This is a genomic window from Streptomyces xylophagus, from assembly GCF_000716435.1.
Taxonomy (GTDB): domain Bacteria; phylum Actinomycetota; class Actinomycetes; order Streptomycetales; family Streptomycetaceae; genus Streptomyces; species Streptomyces xylophagus.
Window position 1 is genome coordinate 72,683 of sequence record NZ_JNWO01000021.1, and the last position, 22,623, is coordinate 95,305.

Below are 22,623 nucleotides of genomic sequence, written 5' to 3' on the forward strand. Positions count from 1 at the left end.
TCCGCGCTTCTGGTGTTCCGCTGTTCCGCGCCGGACTGCAGCCGGTAGTGGACGAGCCCCCGTACGCAACTGGCGTGCGGGGGCTCGCTCTTGTGCCGACCACGGAGTTACCGTCGTTGCATCGAATGCAGGCACCTGATGCGCCCACGTCGGACCCTGGGGGGCCGTGATGGTCGAGGAGCTGGTGGCGGCGGGAGTGACACTCGCGTCCGTCGGAGCGGTGTACGCGATGGCGGCGGCGCGAGTCGTCAAACAGTACGAACGGGGTGTGGTGTTCCGGCTCGGCAAGCTCCGGTCGGACGTGCGCGGACCCGGGTTCACCATGGTCGTCCCGTTCGTGGACAAGCTCCGCAAGGTGAACATGCAGATCGTGACGATGCCGGTGCCCGCGCAGGAAGGCATCACGCGTGACAACGTCACCGTGCGCGTGGACGCCGTCGTCTACTTCAAGGTCGTCGACGCGGCGGACGCGTTGGTGCAGGTCGAGGACTACCGGTTCGCCGTCTCGCAGATGGCGCAGACCTCGCTCCGGTCCATCATCGGCAAGAGCGACCTGGACGATCTGCTCTCCAACCGCGAAAAGCTCAACCAGGGCCTGGAGTTGATGATCGACAGTCCGTCCATCGGCTGGGGCGTGCAGATCGACCGGGTCGAGATCAAGGACGTGTCGTTGCCGGAGACGATGAAGCGGTCGATGGCCCGCCAGGCAGAGGCCGACCGTGAACGCCGGGCCCGCATCATCAACGCGGACGCCGAGTTGCAGGCCTCGAAGAAACTCGCCGAGGCCGCCGAGCAGATGTCCGAGCAGCCCGCCGCTCTCCAACTGCGCCTGCTGCAAACGGTGGTGGCGGTCGCGGCCGAGAAGAACTCGACGCTCGTGCTCCCCTTCCCGGTCGAGTTGCTGCGCTTCCTGGAGCGAGCGGCTCCGGCCGCGCCCGTGGCACCCGTTGCCCCTGTGGCGGCGCAACCGGTGCAGGAGCAACTTCCGCCCGCCGGGCCCCACTCGGATCCGGAATCCGAGGGGTCGGTTTCAGGACAGGGCTAGACCTCACCGACTGCTGAGGGTCACTCGCACGCAGTGTTTGCAGTGCGAACGGCCTGGGATGACCGTGAACATTCAAAACGAGGGGGCGTGTGACCGCGTTCCCCGCACGACCTGAAGTCGACCTTGTGCGCCCCCTGTGCGATTCGGAAGAGTAGGCGCTCGTCAACCTACCTTTCGGCCTGTCGAGTGCCCATAACCCGCCGGGCCGACCCCCCACAGGAGGACACGAGTTGAAGCACCGACGCATACCCCGGCGACGGCTGGCCGTGGCGGGTGCCGGCACAGCCGCACTGGTCGTCGCCGGAGTCACCTTGCAGAGTGCGAACGCCAGCGAGACCACGACGGCGGCCGCACCCCACACCCTCTCGGCCCTGGCGGCCGGAAAGCTCGCCTCGACGCTCGGCAAGGACCTCGGCACCGACGCGGCCGGCACGTTCTACGACGCGAAGACCAAGAGCCTCGTGGTCAACGTGCTCGACAAGGCCGCCGCCGACACCGTCGAGGCGGCCGGCGCCCGGGCGAGAATCGTCGAGAACTCCCTCGCCGAACTGACGAGCGCCCGTACGACCCTCGAGCAGGACGCCACGATCCCCGGCACCTCGTGGGCGACCGACCCCACCACCAACAAGGTCGTCGTCACCGCCGACCGCACGGTCTCCGGCGCCGAGTGGACCAAGCTCACCAAGGTCGTCGACGGACTCGGCGGCACAGCCGAACTCCGGCGCACCCAGGGGGAGTTCAAACCCCTCATCGCGGGCGGCGACGCCATCTCCGGCTCGGGCGGGCGCTGTTCGCTCGGCTTCAACGTGGTCAAGGGCGGCGCGCCCTACTTCATCACCGCCGGGCACTGCACCGAGGCCATCTCCACCTGGTCCGACTCCAGTGGCAGCGAGATCGGCACCAACGAGCAGTCCAGCTTCCCGGGCAACGACTTCGGCCTGGTCAAGTACACCTCGGACGTCGCCCACCCGAGCGCGGTCGACCTCTACGACGGCTCCTCGCAGCCCATCACCCACGCCGCCGACGCCACCGTCGGCGAGAAGGTGACCCGCAGCGGCTCGACCACCCAGGTGCACACCGGCACGGTCACCGGCCTGGACGCCACCGTGAACTACGGCAACGGCGACATCGTCAACGGCCTCATCCAGACCGACGTCTGCGCCGAGCCCGGTGACAGCGGCGGCTCGCTGTTCGACGGCGATGCGGCGATCGGCCTCACCTCCGGCGGCAGCGGCGACTGCACCTCGGGCGGCGAGACCTTCTTCCAGCCGGTCACCGAGGCGCTGTCGACGTTCGGCGCGCAGATCGGCTGACCTGCCCGTACGGCGCTGTGAAGTCCCGTCCCCGCGCGCGAGGGGGCGGGACTTCCGTGTCCGTACGGTCGGCTCAGCGCGTGGGCCAGTACCACAGCGGTTCGTCGAGCGGGCCCTCGCGACCCGCCACCGTCGTCTGCCCGAACTCCTTCACCAGCTCTATGGAGTTGACGTCGAGACGGTGACGTATCGCGCCCTTCTGGAGAGCGTCCGCGAGCGGTCTGGCGTGGGTGACCACGATGATCTGGGTGTCCTTGCCGGCAGTGAGGATCAGATCGGCGAGCGGCGGGATCAGGTCCGGGTGGAGACTCGTCTCCGGTTCGTTCAGCACGAGCAGCGACGGCGGCCGGGGCGTCAACAGCGCCGCCGCCCACAGGAGATAGCGCAGGGTGCCGTCCGACAACTCGGCGGCGGTGAGTGGGCGCAGCAACCCGTGCTGGCGCAGGGCGAGTCGGAAACGTCCGCCGAGATCGGCGATGTGGACCTGACTGCCGGGGAAGGCCGCGTCCACGGCCGCGTCCAGCGCCTCGCCGTCACCGACCTCACGGATCGTCTGCAGGGCGGCGGCCAGATCGGAACCGTCACCGCTGAGCACGGGCGTCCGTGTGCCGATCCGGTCGGTCCGGGCCGGCGCGTGCGCGTCGGTGCGGACATGGTCGTAGAACCGCCAGGACCTGATGAACTCCCGGACCGCGAGCACATCGGGTGCGTGCTGTGGGTCGGCCAGCTCGCCGAGCATGCTGTCGTACGGGCGCAGGGTGCCGTGGGCGCGGGACCAACCGCCGCCCGCGCCGCGCAGTTTGACGGCGGCTCCCGCGCGGTCGGAGAGGACCGAGGCCGGGCGCAGCACGGGCCCGCTCCAGATGGACTCGCGTTTGATCTCCGGGTCGAGGTTGAACATGGAGTGGGCGCTGCCCGCACCGGAGGTGGGGCTCGGATGCCCGAAGTCGACGGCGTACCCGAACTCGTCGCCCGCGAAGCCCAGTTGCAGACTGACCGGGCCCGAGCGGACCGTGCCCTGCACGGGATGTCGGCCCTCGCGCACCGCGCGGCCGACCTTCTCCGGGCCCGCCCACAGCACCGACGGCAGCCCGCCCTCCTGCGCGAGCGCGGCGACGGCGCCGCCGCGCGCGGACTCGGCGAGCAGGCGCAGCGCGCGGTACAGGCTCGACTTGCCCGTGCCGTTCGCCCCCGTGATCACGTTCAGTCCGGTCAGCGGGACGATCAGGCGGCGCAGGGAGCGGTAGTTCTCGACGGCGAGTGTGCTGATCATTCGTCCAGGGTTGCAGACGGGTCTGACAATGCCGGTCGGCCCAGCAGCCGCTCGTGCTTGTGCCGCAGTGTCGCCGCCAGCAGGGTGATCACGATCCCGGCGAGCGCCCACGCGGACAGGACCAGCAGCGGGCCGGTTACGGCGTTGCCCTTGAAGTAGGCGATCGAGCGCGCCACCCAGGTGCCGGCGCCCGGCGGCAGCGCGGGCCCGATCGCGTTCCAGAACGGCGGCAGCAGCGGCAGCGGGAAGGCGCCACCCGCGCTCGGGTTGCCCGCGATCACCACCAGCAGGATCGCCAGACCGATGCCCACGACCCCGAAGACACCCTGCAGCCCGAGGGTCGCCGCCCCCACGGCGAACGTGATCAGCGCACCGAGCCCCCAGAAGGCCATCACACTCCCCGGCAGCGCCCCCAGGATCGGCCCGACGATCACCGCGCCGCCGAGACCGCCGACGATCGCGACCAGCGCCATGGTGACCAGCCGGATCACCGCGCGGCGCGGGTTGGCCGGCCGGGCGCCGGTGCTGATCGCCAGGATCGAGGCACACAGATAGCCGCCGACACACCAGCCCACGACCAGGTAGAACGACGACAGCCCGTCGAAGTCCTGGGCGGAGGCCGGGGCCACGTCCACCACCCTGACCGTGCGCTGCTCGGCCTTCTCCAGGGTGGCGGTGATCGTCTCCAGGGTGGTGGCGAGGACCGTGCCGCCGCCGGTGGCGACCAGGAGCGTGTCCGTGGTGCCGCGCGGGTCGAGGACGAGAGCGCCGTCGATGTCCCGGTTCAGGATCTGCTTCCGCGCGGTCGCCGCGTCGGACACCGCGCGCGGGTCCAGCGGCGAGCCGGGCAACTGCTTCAGCCGGGTCACCGTCTGCTCGGCCGTGACCTGGGGAGCGACGACCCCGAAAGCCACATCCCTGGGCTTCGGATTGTGGAGCGCGCCTACGTAGGAGGCGATGAAGAGCAGCTGAAGGGCGACCACACCGATGACGAGCAGGGTGGCCCGCAGGCTGACCGCGTCCTTCACCTCCCCGAGGAAGGACGTACGGGACGTACCGGCACCGGGGGTCTCTGTCATGTCCCCACGGTCTCGGTGGCCGGGTGCCCGCGCAGGCGGAAAGGGGCCGAACGGATGTCGTACGTGTGTTCGGGGATGCTTTTTCTCCAACTGCTCCGCCCGGCCGGGGAGCTGACGGAGTGGCGCCTGCTTCGGACACCGCTCACCCCTCCAGAGAATCGTGCGTGTGTTCGTATGTGGGTCGCTGACCGGGGCTGATGGGGTTAGGGTAATCGAACGGGCGTGCGATGAACATATCGGACGGATGGCCGAAAAGGGGTGGAGTGATGGAGGTGCGGCATGGCGGGCTTCGCCCATCTGCACGTCGCGTCCGGTTACTCCGCCCGCTACGGCGCCTCCCACCCCGAGCAGCTCGTCCGGCGGGCGGCCGAGCATGGAATCGCGGCCCTCGCGCTCACCGACCGGGACACGGTCACCGGGGCCGTCCGGTTCGCGCAGGCCTGCGCGAAGGAAGGGGTCCGGCCGGTCTTCGGCATCGACCTGGCGGTGGAGGCCCTGGCACCCCCGCCGCCCGCACAGCGCCCGCGCACCCCCGCACGCGGTGGCGCACACGTGGTCGAGCCACCGCTGCGGTTCGTGCTGCTCGCCCAGGACCGGGAGGGCTGGGCGCGACTGTGCCGCATCACGTCGGCGGCCCACGAGGGTGCCCTGTCCGGTACGGCGCCGGTGGTGCCGTGGGAGGCGCTGCGCGCGTACGGCGGCCCCGGACTGGCCGTCCTGCTCGGGCCGCTCTCGGAGCCGGTACGGGCGCTGTCGGTGGGCCGGGAGGACGTCGCGACGAAGCTGCTGGCGCCCTGGCGGGAGGTCTTCGGGAGGGGAGTCCGGTTGGAGATCGTTGCGCAGAAACGTTTCGGCACGGGCCCGGGCTCCCTCCGCCTGGCCGCCCGCACCCTGGCCCTGGCCGACCGCACCCGCACCACCGCCGTGCTCTCCAACGCCGTCCGCTACGCCGACCCCGACCAGCACCGCCTCGCCGACGTCCTGGACGCGGCGAGGCTGCTGCGCCCCATCGACCGGCGCCGACTGGACAGCGGACAGCGCTGGCTCAAGGACGAGAAGGAGATGACGGTCGTGGCACGGATGATCGCCGAGTGCGCCGGAGCGGACGTACGGCGGGCCCGTCGGTTGATGGCGGACACCGCGAACACGGCGGAGGCGTGCGTCGTAGACCCCGTGGACCTCGGCCTCGGCAGGCGGCACTTCCCGGAACCGTCGCTGTTCGGCGCCGGACCGGAGACGGGCGGCGCGGCCGGACTGCTGCGCCTGAGATCCGAGGAGGGCCTGGCCCGACGCGGCCTCGACCACGACCGGGCGGCACGCGACCGGCTGGACGAGGAACTCGCCGTCATCTCCCACTGGAACTACGACGCGTACTTCCTCGCCGTCGGCCAGGTCGTCGCCGACATCCGGGCCAAGGGCATCAGGGTCGCCGCCCGCGGCTCCGGCGCCGGCTCGCTGGTCTGCCACGCGCTGGACATCGCCACCGCCAACCCGCTCGACCACAGCCTGCTGTTCGAACGCTTCCTGAGCACACGCCGGGAGTCACTCCCCGACATCGACATCGACGTGGAGTCCGCCCGCCGCCTGGAGTGCTACGACACGATCTTCGAACGCTTCGGCAAGGAGCGGGTCGCGGTCACCGCGATGCCCGAGACCTACCGCGCGCGCAGGGCGCTGCGCGACACCGGCCTCGCGCTCGGCATCGCACCCGCGGACGTCGACCGGATCGCCAAGAGCTTCCCGCACCTGCGCGCCTCCGACATCACGAGCGCGCTCGCCGAACTGCCCGAACTACGGCAACTGGCAGGCGAGATGGGCCGATACGGGCCGCTGTGGGAGCTCGCCGAAGGCCTCGACTCCCTGGTCCACGGCATGGCCATGCACCCCTGCGGAGTGGTCATCAGCGACGCCACCCTCCTGGACCGGCTGCCGGTGCAGCCCACCCCGCAGGGCGACTACCCGATGGCGATGGCCGCGAAGGAGGAGATCGAGGCGCTGGGCAACATCAAACTCGACGTCCTGGGCGTGCGGATGCAGTCCGCGATGGCCCACGCCGTCACCGAGATCGAACGCGCCACCGGCCACCGCATCGACCTGGACGATCCCCAACAGGTGCCGCTCGACGACGTGTTCGCGTTCAAGCTCATCCAGGAGAGCCAGACGCTGGGCCTGTTCCAGCTGGAGTCGCCTGGTCAACAAGACCTTTTGTCGAGACTCCAGCCCCGTGACGTGCAGGACGTCATCGCCGACATCAGTCTCTTCCGCCCCGGCCCGGTCGCCGGCGGTATGCCCGAGCGGTACATCGCCGCACGTCATGGCGGTACGCCGGTGTACGCGCACCGGGACCTCGAACCCGTGCTCGCCGACACCTACGGCGTGACCATCTGGCACGAGCAGATCATCGACACGCTGCACGTGATGACCGGCTGCAGCCGCGCCTTCGCCGAGATCACCCGACGAGCACTCGGCGACAAGGACCAACTGCCCCGGATCAAGGACTGGTTCCACAAACTGACACGCGAACGTGGCTACAGCGCGGCCGTCCGGGACGAGGTCTGGAAGACCGTCGAAGCCTTCGGGGCCTACGGCTTCTGCCGCGCCCACGCGGTCGCCTTCGCCGTACCGGCCCTGCAGAGCGCCTGGTTGAAGGCACGTCACCCGGCGTTCCTGCTGGCGGGGTTGCTCGAACACGACCCCGGGATGTGGCCCAAGCGCGTCCTGGTCTCCGACGCCCGCCGTCGCGGTGTGCAGGTCCTGCCCGTCGACATCAACCGCTCCAGGGTGAAGCACACCGTGGAGATGACCGAGCAGGAGGAGTGGGGTGTGCGGCTCGCGCTGTCCGGGGTGCGTGGCATCAGCGAGGAGGAGTGCGCGCGGATCGAGGAGGGGCAGCCGTACGGATCGCTGTCGGACTTCTGGCAGCGGGCCCGTCCCAGCAGACCGGTCGCCGAACGGCTCGCCGAGATCGGCGCGTTGACCTGCCTGCACGACGGCCGCCTCACGCGCCGTGATCTGCTGCTCCAGATCGCCGAGTTGCACCGGCAGTCCCGCAACCGGACCGCGGGGGCGGGCCAACTCCCCATGGACACGGGTGCTGTTGGGGGAGCGGAGCCGAGCGGGTTGCCGGAGATGACCGGGCGCGAGGCGCTGAGCGCCGAGTTGGGCACGCTCGGCATCGACGTCTCCAGGCATCTGATGGAGCATCACCACCGGCTGCTGCGCGAGATCGGCGCGACCGACGCGGCGCATCTGGCCGAACTGCGCGCGGGGCAGCAGGTGTTGGTCGCCGGAGTGCGGGCCTCGACGCAGACCCCGCCGATCGCGAGCGGCAAGCGGGTCATCTTCGTCACCCTGGAGGACGGCTCGGGCCTGGTCGACCTCGCCTTCTTCGAGGACTCCCACCCGGCCTGCGCGTACACCGTCTTCCACAGCGGGCTGCTGCTGGTGCGCGGCACGGTCCAGGTGCGCGGCACCCGTCGTACCGTCGTCGGTTCCATGGCCTGGGACCTCGATGAGATCGCGGGCGCCCGCCGTGACAACGGCCCCGAGGCCGCCCTCGCCCTCCTCGGCGCCGACCGCCCGCACCCCACCCCCGCCCAGCCGCAGCGCACCCTGACCAACGGCACCACCGGCGCCCGCCTGCATCCGTACGCCGACCTTCAGCCCGCCGGCACCCGTTCCGCCGACCTGAAGAAGTTCGGTCACCGCAGCCCGGGGAGTGCGGGATGATCACGCGTCAACGGCACATCGCCCATCTCCATCTGCATGCTGCGCTGAGCGAGGCTCAGTACGACGACATAATCGAACTGGTGTCCGGGTTTACGCCTCACGTCCAGGCCGTCCCGCCCAACGCCCTTCAGGTGGACCTGACTTCGGCACTCCGGTACTTCGACATGTCCGCCTACGACGCGGTCCAGACGGTGAAGATGAGGCTGAAGGCCCACTACGGCATCGACAGCAGCGCCGGGCTCGCGGGCAACCGCATGCTGGCGGCGATGGCGGCCGACGCGTCCGCCCCGGGGGACACCACCTCGGTGCCCACGGGGGAGGCGGCCGACTGGTTGTACCCCCGGCCGGTCACCGCACTGCCAGGGATCGGCCGCGCCACGGCGGACACGCTGCACCGATACGGGCTGCACACCATCGGGCAGCTCACCGACCTGCCTCCGGCGACCCTGCAACGGCTCCTCGGTGCGGGCCAGGCACGGCTGTTGACCGAGCGCGCCCGCGGCCACGACCCCCGCCCGATCGTCCCCGCGGAACCGGCGGCGCATCTGGTCGCCGACCTGGCCCTGAGCCGGGACTGCCTGGACCCGGCCCAACACCACCGAGCCGTCCTGGGACTTGCCGACCGGATCGGCCAACGCCTGCGCGGAGAAAGGCAGTTCGCGGTGCGGCTCACCCTCACAGTCCGCTACGCCGACCGCACTTCCAGCACCCGCACCCGCACCCTGCCGGAACCCACCGACCACTCGCCCGCCCTCGCCGCCACCGCCCTGGGCCTGTTGACCTCCCTCGGACTGCAACGCGCCCGCGTCCGCGCCTTCGTGCTCCGCGCCGACGACCTGCGGCCGGCCGGCAGTGCCTACCGCCAGCTCTCCATGGACCCCACGGACGCTCGCGCCCGCGCGGTCGAGGCCGCCGCGGACCGTGCCCGTCGGCGCTTCGGGCAGGAGGCCGTACGCCCGGCCGCCCTGGCCGACTGACCGCTGTCGGCCCGAACCGCCAACACGCTCAGGGGTGTTGGCCGCGGTCGTGGTTCCGCATCCGCCAGGCCCACACCACCAGGAAGAGCCCGATCAGCGCGACCACCACGCCCAGTGCCGCGTACTGGCCGTGGCCGGACATGGCCGAGCCGTTCATCGCTCCGGAGCCCTGCGCGATCCAGACCGCGCCGAGCACGACGAGGATGATCCCGCCGATACCACGGACCAACATGGTCACTCCATTCTCCGCACCGGTACGTCCGCGGCGGTGCCCGCCCGCGTTCACCGCTCAGCTTCGTCCCGTTCGGCGCGGCTGGGGCGGTCGAAAACCTTACGGAACGGAAACGTCGTACCGACGGGGGGTGTTGGAGCGCTGAGATGCAGGGTGTCAGCCGCGCGCCGCGGCTCGCAGGATGAGCCTGGTGATCACTTCCGGGTGCGTCACGAGCGACAGGTGGCCGGAGTCGACCTCGATGGTCGTGGCGTTCATGCGCCGGGCCATGAAGCGTTCGAGGTCGGGGTCGATGGTGCGGTCGTTCTTCGAGACCGCGTACCAGGACGGCTTTTGGTGCCAGGCGGCGACGCTGGTGGTGGGCGGCGCGGTCGAGAGCAGACCCTGGGCCGCGTAGAGCACGAGGGCCTCCTTCTTGGGCACGCCGTTGGCGAAGTCCTCGAGGAACGCCGACTGGCCGATCCACTTGAACCCGCCCGAGGTGACGATCCCGGAAGTGACCGGCGAGGTGGGGAACTTGGCGGCGAGCGCGGCGTAGTCCTCGCCGGCCTCGGGGGCGCGGGCGGCGACGTAGACGAGCCCGGTGACGTTCGGTGCGAGCCCGGTCTCGGAGATGACGGTGCCGCCGTAGGAGTGCGCGACCAGGACCGTGGGGCCGTCCTGCCGGGCCAGTGCGAAATTCGTGGCGGCGACGTCGTCGGCGAGAGACGTCAGCGGATTCTGTACGGCGGTGACGTTCATGCCCGCCGCCTGCAGCAGCGGGATGACCTTCGCCCAGGAGGAGCCGTCCGCGTAGGCGCCGTGCACGAGGACGACATTGCGCACCGCGGGCCGGGGGCCACGGGTTGCCGCCCTGGCTGCCGGGGCCCCGGAAAGTGTGGCCGCTGCGACTCCCGCGCCGAGTGCGGAGAACTGACGACGACTGAATGCCATGGTTTTCTGCTTTCTCTTGTAATTGGGGCGTTGGGGACGTCGGGGTCCCGGACGTCGGGGTCTCGCCCCGACTGTACTGACTCCTACTGCCATGTGGCGGTGTCCGCCACGTGGCAAAATGTGCGCCGACAAGGACAGTGGGCCGGTGTGCGGAGGGTGTGGAGTGGGACTTCGGGAGATCAAGATGGAGCGGACCCGTCAGCTGATCGCGGACACGGCCATCGCGCTCTTCAGTGAGCAGGGGTTCGACGCCACGACGGTCGATCAGATCGCCGCCGCGGCGGAGGTCGGTCCCCGGACGGTGTACCGCTACTACCCGACCAAGGAAGCGCTCGTCGTCGGCTTCACCGAGGACACCCTGCACACCGCACTCGAAGAACTGCGCGGTCTGCCCGAGGAGACACCGCTGCCGCAGGCCCTGTACCAGGTGGTCGACAGTGTCCGGCGCACCATCGAGGGCGACTCGGAACGCCGCAGGGTCGTCTACCAGGTCATCGGCCAAACCCGTTCCCTGCATGCGGAGTTGCGCGGTGTGAACTGGCTGTGGCGCGAGAGCCTCGCGGAGGAGATCCGCCGGCGCACCGGGGGTCGTACCACTGAAATGGTCGCGGCTCTGGCCGCCGCGAACATCGCGGCCGTCGTCGAGATCGCGGTCGCGGAATGGGCGCGCAGCGAAGAGCCCTCCGCCTTGGGGCTGGCCATCGAGCAGGCTCTCGAACTTCTGCGTACCGGCGATGTCCCCATCCCGGCGGGGCCGGGTGAGGCGTGACCACTCGTGGCACTGGCTGCCTAGCGGCAGATTGAGACTAGTGGCAGTAACTGCCACAACATGCTTACACTGGCCGGCGTACCGAAACGGCTTCGTTTCGCATTTTTTCTTCGCCCCCGGAGACTTCCATGTCCAAATCGCCCAAGCCCCTGACCGAGGAAGTGGCAGCGCCCCCGCCCCAGGTCTCCCACGAGGCTGCACACGCAGACGCACCGGACCGTCGCCGCTGGTGGGTACTGATCGTGATCGCGATCGCCCAGCTGATGGTGGTGCTGGATGTCACGATCGTGAACATCGCCATGCCGTCCGCCCAGCGCGACCTGGGTTTCAGTGACGGAAACCGGCAGTGGATCGTCACGGCGTACGCCCTGGCCTTCGGCAGTCTGCTGCTTCTCGGCGGCAGGCTTGCCGACCTCTTCGGCCGGAAGATCGCCTTCCTGGTCGGTATCGCGGGCTTCGCCGGCTCCTCGGCGCTGGCCGGCGCGGCGCCGAGCTTCGAGGTGCTGGTGACCGGGCGGGTCCTCCAGGGGCTCTTCGGCGCGCTGCTCGCCCCGGCCGCCCTCGCCGTCCTCAATGTCACCTTCACCACGGACAAGGACAGGGCCCGCGCCTTCGGCGTCTTCGGTGCCATCGGCGGCGCGGGCGGCGCTTTCGGACTACTGCTGGGCGGACTGCTCACCGAGCACCTGAGCTGGCGCTGGACCCTCTACGTCAACCTGGTCTTCGCTGTCGTCGCGTTCGCCGGCGGGCTCGCCCTGATGCGCAAGGGCGCCCCGGCCGTACGGCCCAGGCTCGACCTTCCCGGCACCGTCCTCGGCTCGGCCGGTCTCTTCGGCCTGGTCTACGGCTTCGCGAACGCCGAGACGTACGACTGGTCCTCGCCGATGACCTGGGGGACCCTGATCGCCGCCGCGGTACTGCTGACCGTCTTCGCCTGGTGGCAGACCCGGGCCCCGCATCCGCTGCTGCCGCTGCGGGTCCTGGCCGACCGCACCCGGGGCGCGTCCTTCCTCGTGATGGCCATCGCCAGCGCCGGACTCTTCGGTGTCTCCCTCTTCCTGACCTACTACCTCCAGGCCTCGCGCGGCTTCACTCCCGTCAGGACGGGTCTCGCGTTCCTGCCGATGATGGGCAGTCTGATGGTCGTCGCCCAGCTGTCGATCAGCGTGCTGCTGCCGAAGGTCGGGCCCAAAGTCCTTGTCCCCCTGGGCCTGTTGACGTCGGCCGCGGGCCTGGCCCTGCTGACGGGGCTCGACCTGAACAGCGGTTACGCCTCCGGGGTGCTGCCCGGACTGCTCCTGATCGGTTCCGGTATCGGCCTGTCGCTGCCGCCCGCGATGAGTCTGTCCATCCACGGGGTCAGGGCCGACGACGCGGGTGTCGCCTCCGCGGCGGTCAACACGATGCAGCAGGTCGGCGGCGCCATCGGCACCGCCCTGTTCAACACCCTCGCCGCGAGCGCCGCGACCGCCTACCTCGTCGGCAGGACCCCCACCCGGGCCAACCTGGCCCAGGCCCAGCTGCACAGCTACTCGACCGCGTACTGGTGGTCGGCCGGTCTCTTCGCCGCCGGTGCGGTGATCGCCGCGCTCATGTTCCACAGGGGCCGTCCCGCGAACGGTGAACCGAGCGGCCCGATCGTCCACATGTGACCGAACTCCCCTTGGCCGTACGTCAGTTGGCCCACGGCGCGACGACACGCGTGCCGTCGGCCAGCTCGGCCTCCAGGCCGATGGTCGTGGTGACCCAGGTGACCACGGTCCGGTCGGTGGGGTTCTCGGCGCCGAAGGTCGCGCCGGGGTTGATGATCAGCGTGTCACCCGCACCGACCCGCTCGGTACGACCGTCGAGCGTGATCACCAGCTCGCCTTCGAGGATGTGCAGGATCTCCTCATGGTTGACGGTGTGCAGGGGAGCCTTGGTACCGGCGGGGATCTCGCCGCGCCACGCGCACAACTGCTTGCTGCCGGTGCGGGGATGGGCGTACGAGACGAAGCGGGCGCCGTGGATCTCGTGGACGACGGCGTCGGACGGATGGACGACGGGCACGACTGCCTCCAGAAATGAATAGTCAAGCTGCTTGACCATATATCCATCATGGTCAAGCAGCTTGACCGGTTCGTCAAGGGTGTTTCAATGCCGTCGTGGAGAACTCCGAGGCCATCGCCCTGACCGCCGCCCTGCTCGCCGCCGCGGGTGACCTGACGAGCCGTATCAACGACGGGGTTGTCGCCCGCGGTTTCGAGGGGGTGCGGCCCGCGCACGGCTTCGCTTTCGCGCGCCTCGCCCCGGACGGTGCGACGGCCACCGACCTCGCCGCCCACCTCGGAGTCACCAAGCAGGCCGCCAGCCAGCTCGTCGATGAACTCGTGCGCAAGGGCTACGTCGAGCGGCGCCCGCACCCCGCTGACGCGCGCGCCCGGTTGGTCGTGCTCACGGAGTCGGGGTGGGCCTGTACGCGAGCCGCGGAGGAGGCCGCTGCCGATGCCGTGCAGCCCTGGGTCGAACTGTTGGGTGAGGGTGAAGTGCGCGTGTTGTGTGACCGTTTGCGGCGTATTGCGCCCTACGGTCCCCTCAGGCCCACCTGGTGACCGGTTACCACTGGAAGTTTTTACTGACGCGTAACTTCACACTTCACCTACTCGCTCGTAACTTGACGAGTGAACAGCATTCTTGTGATCCGGATCACAGGGCGTAAGGCCGTCGCAACTCCCTTGAGCCGCAAGGAGATCACACGATGCTGCCCTGGAAACGAGTGCTCAGACCCCTGACCGCACTGCTCCTGACCGCCGCGGTGGTCGCCGTCCCCGCCGCCACCGCCCAGGCGTCGACCGCGTCCAGCACCGGTTGGAACGACTACAGCTGTGACCCCTCCGCCGCCCATCCCGACCCTGTCGTCCTCGTCCACGGCACCTTCGCCAACGGCACCGACAACTGGCTGGCCCTCGCGCCGTACCTGGAGGCCCGCGGCTACTGCGTCTTCTCCCTCGACTACGGCCAACTCCCCGGTGTCCCCCTCGTATACGGCCTCGGCCCCATCGACCAGTCGGCGGTCCAGCTCCAGGCCTACGTCGACAAGGTGCTCGCCGCGACCGGCGCGACCAAGGTCGACCTCGTCGGTCACTCGCAGGGCGGCATGATGCCCCGCTACTACCTCAAGTTCCTCGGCGGAGCCGCCAAGGTGGACACCTTCGTCGGCATCGCGCCCGACAACCACGGCACCACCCTGGACGGCCTCACCAAACTCCTGCCGTACTTCCCCGGTGCCGAGGACGTGATCGCCGCGACCGCCCCCGCCCTCGCCGACCAGATCGCCGGCTCGGCCTTCCTCGCCAAGCTGAACGCGGGCGGTGACACCGTCCCCGGCGTCCACTACACGGTCATCGCCACCAAGTACGACGAGGTGGTCACGCCGTACAGCAGCCAGTTCCTCAGCGGATCCGACGTGCACAACGTGCTGATCCAGAACCTGTGTTCAGTCGATCTCTCCGAGCACGCCCTCCTCGGGCTGACCGACCGGATCGCCTTCCACGAGGTCGCCAACGCCCTCGACCCCGCGCACGCCACCACCACCAACTGCCTGTCGGCACTGAGCTGATGGCACAGCGGGGCCTGTCCGACCTGAGCCGCCGGACAGGCCCCGCCCCCTGTACGGCCGCCTAACGGCCGTGCCGTCCGCCGCCGTTGGTCGCGCGGCGGCGGACCGAGGCGAACAGGGCCGCGGCGCCGAGCGCCAGGGCGGCCGCGCCACCCATGGCGAGATACGGCGAGCTGTCGTTGCTGCCGGTCTCGGCGAGGTCCTGTGAACTGCCCGTGGTTTGCGGCTCGTTGGCCTGGGTCGTGGCGGCTGCCGGCTCCGCCGAGGTGCTCGCGTCCGCGTCTCCGTGGCCGTTGTGCTCGACAGTCGACTTGTCGGCACCGGCGGCGATCTGCTCGTCGGAAGGGGCGGACGCGGTGGGCGGGGGAGTCGTGGGAGCGATCGGGGTGGGAGTGGGCGTCGGCGTCGAACTGCCCGCCGCACCACCGCCGTTGGCCCCCGTGCCACTCCCGTTTCCGCTCCCGCCGAAGCTGACGTCCGAGCAGGAGTAGAACGCCTCCGGGCTGTCCGAGCGCTGCCAGATCGCGTACAGGAGCTGCTTGCCGGAGCGCGCCGGGAGGTTGCCGGAGAAGGTGTAGAAGCCGCCCGACGCGACCGGGTCGGTGGAGGTCGCGACCGGGTGCTCCAGGTCCAGATCGGCCCAGGCGAGCGGCTGCGAGGGGTCGTAGCCGGACTTGGTGATGTACACCTTGAAGGTGCCCTTGTGCGGGGCGGTCACGCGGTACTTGAAGGTGTACGAGCCGCTGCTCACGCTCGTCGCCGGCCAGTCCGCGCGGGCCAGGTCGAGGCCCTTGAACTCCTCGCTGTTCGCGCTGCACAGCTTGCCGTCCGGGATCAGCGTCTGGTGCTGTCCGTTCGCGTCGCCGATCCGGATGCCGTTCCAGTCGTAGAGCGCCTGCGTGCCACCGGCCGCGACCGCCGCCTTGCACGCGGCCGACTTCGGGTTCTCCGGGCCCTCCGCGTAGCACTGCGCGACCCGGCTGACCGGGTCCCCCATCGAACCGTGCGCCGCCGCGGGCGCCGCGGCGAGCGCGGTCAGTGCGAGGGGAGTCATACCGAGGACGGCGACAGCGGCGGCCTTGCGGCGTGCGGGCATGGCGGAACTCCAACTCCTCGGACGGTTCTCGGCGCGGGGGACGGATCCCGTGGGGTGATCAGAAGCTAGCCCCTGGAAACCGCGGAATCGCCTGCTGGAGACGGGGGAGGGAGATCCTTATGGTGGCGTTAAGGCAGGGCTAACCGACGGCTCAGGGAGGGCTAGTCTCGTGCGGGTGGAGAGGTGGCGCGCATGAGCAGACCGCAGTCCGAGTTCCATCGTCCCGAGGCACCCTGGCGGCAACCGGCCGGGGCGGTCGACGGGGTGTGGGAGCAGGAGTTGGCCGTGGATCCGGTGTCCGGGGACGCCACCGTGCTCCAGCGGTACGAGCCGGGGACGGACACCAGCGCGCAGGGCGTCGTCCGGCACGACTTCTTCGAGGAGGTGTACATCCTCGACGGCGCCTTCACCGACCTGAGCCTCGGGGAGACCTTCACGGCGGGCATGTACGCGTATCGCCATCCGGGGATGGAGCACGGGCCGTGGGTGAGTGCGGAGGGTGTCCGGATGCTCGTGCTCCGTACCTACACCGCCCCATGACGGAGGGCAGCGCGCACGACGGGATACGGGTGGCCGTCCTCGCCGACGTGCCGGTCGTGAAGGCCGTGACCGACATGGCGTACCACCACTACATCGCGCGCATCGGTGTGGTGCCGCAGCCCATGGAGGCGGACCACATGGCGAATGTGGCCGCCGGGCGGGTGTTCGTGACCGGCGAGCCCGTGATCGGGCTGGTGGTCATCGAGGAGCGCGACGATCACCTGTTCCTCGACAGCATCGCCGTCCACCCCGACGCGCACGGCACGGGGGGTGGGGCGGCGGCTGCTGGAGTTCGTGGACGCACGCGCGCGTGACCTCGGGCTGCCCGAGGTCAGGCTCTACACCAACGCGCTGATGTGGGAGAACCAGGAGATCTACCCGAGGTTCGGGTACGAGGTCGTCGAGCGGCGCACGGACGGGCCCTACGACCGCATCCACTACCGCAAGCGGCTCGACTGACCCGGCTCAGCCGTCCGGCCACCACGTGCGGGCGATGTCCTTTCGGACCTCGGGGCGCTCGACAGGGCGCTCGTCGGTCTCGTCCCGCACGCGACGGGTGTCCGACTTCTTCAGGGGCTTCTGCACGGTCATGCGGCGCATGGCTGCCTCCTTGTGTCCACCCGGGGTTCGTGTTCTCACGAGGTGGACCGTTTCCGGGAGGGTGACTCATCGGTCCGGTTCTGTCTGTGGTGGCTGTCACGATGGGACTGTCAGTGGCGGGTGTCACTCTTGGCCCATGAGTGAATCCGAAGCGAAAGTGGACTGGGACGCGGAGGCCGCCGCCTTCGACGAAGAGCCTGATCACGGCCTGCGCGACCCGGAGATCCGGCGGGCCTGGGCGGGCCGGTTGCGCGCCTGGCTGCCCGCCGGCGCCGCCGACATCCTCGACCTCGGCTGCGGCACCGGCAGCCTGTCGCTCCTCGCCGCCGAGCAGGGACACCACGTCACCGGCGTCGACCTGTCCCCGGCGATGGTGGACCTCGCCCGCGCGAAGCTGGCCGGCCGTGACGCGGCGTTCCTCGTCGGTGACGCGGCCGCGCCGCCGGTGGGCGAGCAGCGCTTCGACGTCGTCCTCGTACGGCATGTGCTGTGGAGCCTGCCCGACCCCGCCCGGGTCCTGCGGCACTGGCGCGGCCTGCTGCGCCCCGGCGGCAGGCTCGTGCTGATCGAGGGCCGCTGGGGGACGGTCAGCCCGGTCGGCATACCCGCCGACCGCCTCGCCGAACTCCTGGCACCCCTGGTATCCGCCGCCGGGCAGGTGCGCGTGGAGCGGCTGTCGGACGACCCGCTGCTGTGGGGGAAGACCGTGGAGGACGAGCGGTACGCGGTGGTGGCCGTGCCGTAGCCCGGCCCGCCCGCCGTCACTCCAGCAGCGCGTCGAACCCGCCCTCACGGGCCAGCCTCTCCAACTCGTCGAGCGCCGCCGCGGCCGCCGCCGCGGCCGTGGGGTCCGACCCGGCCAGCCCACTCTCCTCGAACTCGTCCTCGTCCAGCCGGATCACATCCCTACCGTCGGCGGATCGCCACAGGTCCAGGTCGAGGTCCTCTACGACGAGTTCGGTGCCGGAGAGGGTCGCGGGGCGGGTGATGTCGCAGTACCAGCCCTTCAACTCCCCGGTGCCGTCCCGGACTTCCTTCACCGCGAACCAGCGGTCCCGCCAGTAGTACTCGGTGAACACGTCACCGGGCTCGAACCGCACGAAGCCGAAGTCACGGACGCCGTCACCGGCCCACGGAGCGCGGACCGCGAGGCGGGTGCCGTCGTCGAAGAGCAGCTCCGCCGCGTAACGGATCTTCGTCCGGCCCGCCTTGACGAGGACGACGTCCAACTGGCGTGCAGGATCAGGTGAGTTCACGGACATACCGCACCTCCGTAGCGCAGGTCTCATAACCGAACCATTTGTTGATCGCGAGCATCGGCTCGTTGCCGGTGTCGTTGCCCGTGAACGCCTCCGTGTATCCGGCGGCGCGGGCGCGGTGCAGGGAGTCGTTCTTGGCGAGCTTGGCGAGGCCCCGGCCGCGGTGGGCACGGGCGGCGCCGGTCATCACCGTGCCGTAGCGACTGCCGTCGTCCGTGCGGGCGGCGCTGAAGGCCGCCGGGCGTCCGTCGACGAGGGCTACGGACGTCAGCTCGGGGCTGAACAGGGGGTGCCGCCAGGTCTCGTCCAGCCAGGCCTCGTAGTCCGTGAACTCGGTGGCGATGTCGCTGGGTTCGTCCAGCATCGCCTCCGCGTCCAGGTCGAACAGGGGGCGCGGATCGGCGTCGAAGTCCGAGCCCGGGCGGATCTCGACGCCCGGCGGGGGAGTCCGGAGCGGGGGCAGGGTGCCGTGCGCCAGGTCCAGGCGGAGGAAGTGCGCGGAGCGGCTCGCCGTGTAGTCGAAGCGTTCGGCGAAGGCGCGGTTGCCGGGCTCGTCCAGGACCCAGGCGTAGAGCCTGGTCGCGCCCTCGGCGGCCAGGTGCTCCTCGGCGGTGCGGACCAGGAGCGCGCCCGCGCCCCGGTGTGTCCGCTCCGGGTGCACGTACACGTTGACGAAACCCTGGCCGGGCTCGGGGCTCTCGTAGGCGATGCCCACCTGTGCCGTGCCGATGATCTCGCCGTCCTCCTCCGCGACCAGCCTGCGCAGCCGGGCCTCCGGATGGGCGTGCGCGATGTCGAAGGCCACGGACTCCGGGGTGAACAGCATGTAGGGGAGGGCGAGTCGACGGACCTGGACGAAGCCGTCCAGGTCGGCTCGGACGTCGGGGTTCAGGTCGCGCGCGATCACGGTCATGGAGTCGCACGCTACGGCGGAGCCGCGCCGGAGTGCCTCTCATTTTCCGGTGGGCGCGTTCCGCGGTGGGTGCGGGACAATCGGGCCGTGACCTTGAAGATCCACATCGATGACAGTGCCGCGCCGTACGAGCAGATCCGCGCCCAAATCTCGGCGCAGGCCCGGTCCGGAGCGCTGCCGGTGGGCTACAAGCTGCCCACGGTACGAGGACTGGCGGAGTCGCTCGGCCTCGCCGCCAACACCGTCGCCAAGGCGTACCGGGCGCTGGAGACGGACGGGGTGATCGAGACGCGCGGGCGCAACGGGACGCTGATCGCTGCCGCGGGCTCGGCGGCGGAGCGGGAGGCGTCGTTGGCCGCGCAGGCCTACGCGGAGAAGGTTCGGCGGCTGGGGCTTGCGGAGGGGGATGCGGTGGCGGCTGTGCGGGATGCCCTGCGGGCGGCCTATGGGGAGGGTTGAGGGGAGTTCGGCACCGCCGTGAAGCGCCGTTGTGGCTGAGCGTCGTTGCGGCGGAGACAAATCACCGGCAGAAGTGGAGCCGGCGCCTACAGATACAACCCCGCGTCCGCCCCCTCCCGCTGGTCCGGTACCGATGTCGGCTGGGTGCCCCGGCGCAGGGCGTACAGCTCCGCCAGGGTCGCGCCCTCGCGGCCTACGCCCTCCTCCGTGCCGAGCCAGTTCACCGCCTCGCTGCGGGTGAGGGGGCCGACCTCGATGCGGGCCAGGCAGCGGCCGGGGCGGACGACGGCGGGGTGGAGGCGCTCGAGGTCCTCGTTGGTGGTGACGCCGACCAGGACGTTGCGGCCCTGGCCGAGGAGGCCGTCCGTCAGGTTCAGGAGGCGGGAGAGGGCCTGGCCGGCCGTGTGCTTCGCCTCGCCGCGGATCAACTCGTCGCAGTCCTCGAGGAGGAGGAGCCGCCAACGCCCCTTCCCCGTCGTGTCGTCCTCGCCGATCGCGATGTCCATCAGATAGCCGACGTCGCTGAACAGCCGCTCCGGGTCCAGTACGCAGTCCACCTGACACCAGTCCCGCCAGGAACGCGCCAGCGTGCGCAGCGCCGAGGTCTTGCCGGTGCCGGGCGGGCCGTGCAGCAACAGCAGCCGGCCCGCGATGTCCTCCGGGGTCGTCTTCATCAGGGTGTCCATCGCGTCGGCCACCGGACCCGTGTAGTTCGGGCGCACCTCGTCCCATGTGCCCGCCGAGATCTGCCGGGTCGTACGGTGCGGGCCGCGCCTGGGGGAGACGTACCAGAACCCCATCGTCACGTTCTCCGGCTGCGGTTCGGGCTCGTCGGCCGCGCCGTCGGTGGCCTGGTCGAGGACCTTCTCGGCGAGCTCCTCGCTGGTCGCGGTGACCGTGACGTCGGCGCCGCGGTTCCAGCGGGAGATGAGCAGGGTCCAGCCGTCGCCCTCGGCCAGCGTCGCGCTGCGGTCGTCGTCGCGGGCGGCGCGCAGCACACGGGCGCCCGGCGGGAGCAGGGTCGCCCCGGACCGTACGCGATCGATGTTCGCGGCGTGCGAGTACGGCTGCTCGCCCGTCGCGAAGCGGCCGAGGAACAGCGCGTCGACGACGTCGGACGGGGAGTCGGAGTCGTCGACGTTGAGCCTGATCGGCAGGGCGTCGTGTGGGTTGGCAGACATGGGGCCATGATCCGGCACACGGACGCCCCGTGCACCCGCTTTCCGCAGTGCGCCCCCGAGTGTCGAATCCGCCCGGTGCATCCGATGTGTCCGCTCCGTGTCCGCCGTGTATCCCCTCGGTCCTGTTACAAGCCTGTGCATGTGGAGACCTGCCCCACAGCCCGGCACCGCAGTTACTGTTGCCCTTGATGGGACGTCATGGGTGGAATTCGGGGGCACGACGGTGGCGCCTCACCGCGCTGCTCGGCGTCGGTGTGGCCGCACTGGCCCTGATCGTGACCCTGATCAACACGCTTCCCGGCGGCGGAAGCACCACGGGCACCTCGCGCGACGGCGACAAGGTGCACGGCACTCCGGCGACCCCGCCCGACGAGGACCGGCCGGAGGTCGGCTGGGGCTTCACGCACACCCAGTACAGCGCCGACGAGGGCAGCGACACCGCGACCGAACGCGTCGAGGGACTGCTGGCCAAGTCCCAACTCCCGCAGGACCAGGCCATCATGGGCTGGGGCGCCGACAACCCCGAGCCGGTGAAGGGGCGTTACGACTTCGGCGCCCTGGACCGTCGTATCGACTTCGTCCGCAAGTCCGGCGGCACCCCGGTCATCACGCTGTGCTGCTCCCCGGACTGGATGAAGGGCGGCAAGTCCGGTGTCGACAACACCAATTGGAGCCAGGCCTCGTTGGAGACGGCGCCGAAACCGGACCACTACGCGGACTTCGCCGCGCTCGCCGCGACCGTCGCGAAGCGGTACCCGGACGTCACCCACTTCATCGTGTGGAACGAGTTCAAGGGCTTCTGGAACAACGCCGAACAGCGCTGGGACTACGAGGGTTACACCCAGCTCTACAACCTCGTCTACAAGGCGTTGAAGAAGGTCAACCCGAAGATCATGGTCGGCGGGCCGTATCTCGTCATGGACAGCGTCGACCCGCGCGACGCGAACGCCTCCAGCACCTTCAAGGGCAGTTGGGGCGCGATGGACCAGCGGATCATCGACGCCTTCGACTACTGGAACAAGAACAAGGTCGGCGCGGACTTCGTGGTCGTCGACGGCTCCAGCTACACCAACGACGACGAGATGCTGCCGAACGAGTTCGGGGCCACCGACAAACTCACCGCCGTCAGCGAGTGGGTACGGCAGCAGACGCACGACCTGCCGCTGTGGTGGGCCGAGTACTACGTCGAGCCCGCCGACGGCAACGACGACCGCAAGGGCTGGTCCGAGACCCGCCGCGTCGCCGTCCAGGCCACCGGCATGATCGCCATGGCCAAGGGCGGCGCCACCTCCGGCTTCTACTGGAACCCGGAGGACGAGAAGGGCACGGACTGCGCGGGCTGCCTGTGGACCCCGACCGACAGCTCCGACGGCGGGAAGCAACTGCCCATGTACGACCTGGTCTCGCGCTTCGACGCGGCCTTCGGGCCCGGCACCAAGTACGAGACCGTGTCGGTCGCCGCCGACGACGTGCCCAACGTACGGGTCCTCGCCACCGGCAAGACGGTCCTGGTCGTGAACACCCTGGACCGGCAGATCAGCGCGAACGTCGACGGCAAGCAGTTCGACATGGCGGCCTATGAGGTGAAGTGGCTTACGCGATAAGCCACTTCACCTCATAGGACCCG

At 70.2% G+C, this 22,623-nt stretch carries 22 protein-coding genes and 1 pseudogene; 13 read left to right on the forward strand and 10 right to left on the reverse strand.

Annotation, left to right across the window (positions count from 1 at the left end; translation table 11 throughout):
* Nucleotides 1-169 precede the first annotated feature (169 nt).
* Both OO70_RS36650 and OO70_RS36655 read left to right on the forward strand, forming a co-directional pair.
* Nucleotides 170-1,045 (forward strand): slipin family protein, encoded by an 876-nt coding sequence (locus OO70_RS36650; protein WP_043681300.1) that lies wholly within the window; start codon nt 170-172, stop codon nt 1,043-1,045.
* A 230-nt stretch (nt 1,046-1,275) separates the two neighbouring features.
* Nucleotides 1,276-2,358: a S1 family peptidase gene (locus OO70_RS36655; protein ID WP_043681303.1), complete on the forward strand. Its 1,083-nt coding sequence runs from the start codon at nt 1,276-1,278 to the stop codon at nt 2,356-2,358.
* Between the two features lie 73 nt (nt 2,359-2,431).
* Here the strand turns inward: OO70_RS36655 and OO70_RS36660 are convergent, their stop codons facing one another.
* Together OO70_RS36660 and OO70_RS36665 are read right to left on the reverse strand one after the other, a co-directional pair.
* Complete coding sequence (locus OO70_RS36660; protein ID WP_043681306.1) at nt 2,432-3,631, reverse strand: AAA family ATPase; 1,200 nt, start codon at nt 3,629-3,631, stop codon at nt 2,432-2,434.
* On the reverse strand, nt 3,628-4,710 hold the full coding sequence (locus OO70_RS36665) for a membrane protein (protein ID WP_043681309.1): 1,083 nt from the start codon (nt 4,708-4,710) through the stop codon (nt 3,628-3,630). Before OO70_RS36665 ends, OO70_RS36660 begins: the two co-directional genes overlap by 4 nt.
* Before the next feature lie 279 nt (nt 4,711-4,989).
* On the opposite strand from OO70_RS36665, the gene OO70_RS36670 reads away from it, so the two are divergent.
* On the forward strand, nt 4,990-8,439 hold the full coding sequence (locus OO70_RS36670) for a DNA polymerase III subunit alpha (RefSeq protein WP_043681311.1): 3,450 nt from the start codon (nt 4,990-4,992) through the stop codon (nt 8,437-8,439).
* Nucleotides 8,436-9,416 carry a DNA polymerase Y family protein gene (locus OO70_RS36675; RefSeq protein WP_043681314.1) on the forward strand — a complete coding sequence of 327 codons (981 nt, stop codon included), beginning with the start codon at nt 8,436-8,438 and terminating at the stop codon, nt 9,414-9,416. Before OO70_RS36670 ends, OO70_RS36675 begins: the two co-directional genes overlap by 4 nt.
* A gap of 28 nt (nt 9,417-9,444) precedes the next feature.
* Here OO70_RS36675 and OO70_RS36680 read toward each other — a convergent pair whose 3' ends face one another.
* Nucleotides 9,445-9,648, reverse strand: a complete 204-nt coding sequence (locus tag OO70_RS36680) for a hypothetical protein (RefSeq protein ID WP_043681317.1) — start codon at nt 9,646-9,648, stop codon at nt 9,445-9,447.
* Between the two features lie 156 nt (nt 9,649-9,804).
* The gene (locus tag OO70_RS36685; RefSeq protein WP_043681320.1) at nt 9,805-10,581 is read right to left on the reverse strand and encodes an alpha/beta fold hydrolase; all 777 of its coding nucleotides are present in this window, start codon (nt 10,579-10,581) and stop codon (nt 9,805-9,807) included.
* Nucleotides 10,582-10,765: 184 nt separating this feature from the next.
* Here OO70_RS36685 and OO70_RS36690 point away from each other — a divergent pair, with 184 nt between their 5' ends.
* Complete coding sequence (locus OO70_RS36690; protein WP_158711562.1) at nt 10,766-11,350, forward strand: TetR/AcrR family transcriptional regulator; 585 nt, start codon at nt 10,766-10,768, stop codon at nt 11,348-11,350.
* A 128-nt stretch (nt 11,351-11,478) separates the two neighbouring features.
* On the forward strand, nt 11,479-13,002 hold the full coding sequence (locus OO70_RS36695; protein WP_043681326.1) for an MFS transporter: 1,524 nt from the start codon (nt 11,479-11,481) through the stop codon (nt 13,000-13,002).
* Between the two features lie 22 nt (nt 13,003-13,024).
* Here the strand turns inward: OO70_RS36695 and OO70_RS36700 are convergent, their stop codons facing one another.
* The gene (locus OO70_RS36700) at nt 13,025-13,399 is read right to left on the reverse strand and encodes a cupin domain-containing protein (protein WP_043681981.1); all 375 of its coding nucleotides are present in this window, start codon (nt 13,397-13,399) and stop codon (nt 13,025-13,027) included.
* A 95-nt stretch (nt 13,400-13,494) separates the two neighbouring features.
* Between OO70_RS36700 and OO70_RS36705 the strand changes: the two genes are divergently transcribed.
* Nucleotides 13,495-13,941, forward strand: a complete 447-nt coding sequence (locus OO70_RS36705) for a MarR family winged helix-turn-helix transcriptional regulator (protein ID WP_043681329.1) — start codon at nt 13,495-13,497, stop codon at nt 13,939-13,941.
* 146 nt (nt 13,942-14,087) lie between these two features.
* A complete protein-coding gene (locus tag OO70_RS36710; protein WP_043681332.1) occupies nt 14,088-14,948 on the forward strand; it encodes an esterase/lipase family protein in 861 nt (286 codons plus the stop codon).
* A 61-nt stretch (nt 14,949-15,009) separates the two neighbouring features.
* On the opposite strand, the gene OO70_RS36715 is transcribed toward OO70_RS36710, so the two are convergent.
* The gene (locus tag OO70_RS36715) at nt 15,010-16,044 is read right to left on the reverse strand and encodes a lytic polysaccharide monooxygenase auxiliary activity family 9 protein (RefSeq protein ID WP_043681334.1); all 1,035 of its coding nucleotides are present in this window, start codon (nt 16,042-16,044) and stop codon (nt 15,010-15,012) included.
* 192 nt (nt 16,045-16,236) lie between these two features.
* Here OO70_RS36715 and OO70_RS36720 point away from each other — a divergent pair, with 192 nt between their 5' ends.
* Both OO70_RS36720 and OO70_RS36725 read left to right on the forward strand, forming a co-directional pair.
* Complete coding sequence (locus OO70_RS36720) at nt 16,237-16,584, forward strand: cupin domain-containing protein (RefSeq protein ID WP_043681337.1); 348 nt, start codon at nt 16,237-16,239, stop codon at nt 16,582-16,584.
* Nucleotides 16,581-17,043 (forward strand): annotated as a pseudogene (locus OO70_RS36725) (GNAT family N-acetyltransferase). The gene OO70_RS36720 and the pseudogene OO70_RS36725 overlap by 4 nt, the downstream one beginning before the upstream one ends.
* A 6-nt stretch (nt 17,044-17,049) precedes the next feature.
* On the opposite strand, the gene OO70_RS56710 reads toward OO70_RS36725, so the two are convergent.
* Nucleotides 17,050-17,184 (reverse strand): hypothetical protein, encoded by a 135-nt coding sequence (locus tag OO70_RS56710; protein WP_267881249.1) that lies wholly within the window; start codon nt 17,182-17,184, stop codon nt 17,050-17,052.
* Between the two features lie 136 nt (nt 17,185-17,320).
* Here OO70_RS56710 and OO70_RS36730 point away from each other — a divergent pair, with 136 nt between their 5' ends.
* Nucleotides 17,321-17,929, forward strand: a complete 609-nt coding sequence (locus OO70_RS36730; protein ID WP_043681339.1) for a class I SAM-dependent methyltransferase — start codon at nt 17,321-17,323, stop codon at nt 17,927-17,929.
* Nucleotides 17,930-17,945: 16 nt separating this feature from the next.
* On the opposite strand, the gene OO70_RS36735 is transcribed toward OO70_RS36730, so the two are convergent.
* Together OO70_RS36735 and OO70_RS36740 are read right to left on the reverse strand one after the other, a co-directional pair.
* Nucleotides 17,946-18,446 carry a DUF402 domain-containing protein gene (locus tag OO70_RS36735; RefSeq protein WP_043681342.1) on the reverse strand — a complete coding sequence of 167 codons (501 nt, stop codon included), beginning with the start codon at nt 18,444-18,446 and terminating at the stop codon, nt 17,946-17,948.
* Nucleotides 18,427-19,356: a GNAT family N-acetyltransferase gene (locus OO70_RS36740; RefSeq protein ID WP_043681344.1), complete on the reverse strand. Its 930-nt coding sequence runs from the start codon at nt 19,354-19,356 to the stop codon at nt 18,427-18,429. The genes OO70_RS36735 and OO70_RS36740 overlap by 20 nt, the downstream gene beginning before the upstream one ends.
* An 87-nt stretch (nt 19,357-19,443) precedes the next feature.
* Here OO70_RS36740 and OO70_RS36745 point away from each other — a divergent pair, with 87 nt between their 5' ends.
* The gene (locus tag OO70_RS36745) at nt 19,444-19,815 is read left to right on the forward strand and encodes a GntR family transcriptional regulator (RefSeq protein ID WP_043681347.1); all 372 of its coding nucleotides are present in this window, start codon (nt 19,444-19,446) and stop codon (nt 19,813-19,815) included.
* An 86-nt stretch (nt 19,816-19,901) separates the two neighbouring features.
* Here OO70_RS36745 and OO70_RS36750 read toward each other — a convergent pair whose 3' ends face one another.
* Nucleotides 19,902-20,996: a DUF5925 domain-containing protein gene (locus OO70_RS36750; RefSeq protein WP_043681350.1), complete on the reverse strand. Its 1,095-nt coding sequence runs from the start codon at nt 20,994-20,996 to the stop codon at nt 19,902-19,904.
* A gap of 188 nt (nt 20,997-21,184) precedes the next feature.
* On the opposite strand from OO70_RS36750, the gene OO70_RS36755 reads away from it, so the two are divergent.
* Nucleotides 21,185-22,600 carry a GH39 family glycosyl hydrolase gene (locus OO70_RS36755; protein WP_043681354.1) on the forward strand — a complete coding sequence of 472 codons (1,416 nt, stop codon included), beginning with the start codon at nt 21,185-21,187 and terminating at the stop codon, nt 22,598-22,600.
* Nucleotides 22,601-22,623: the final 23 nt, after the last annotated feature.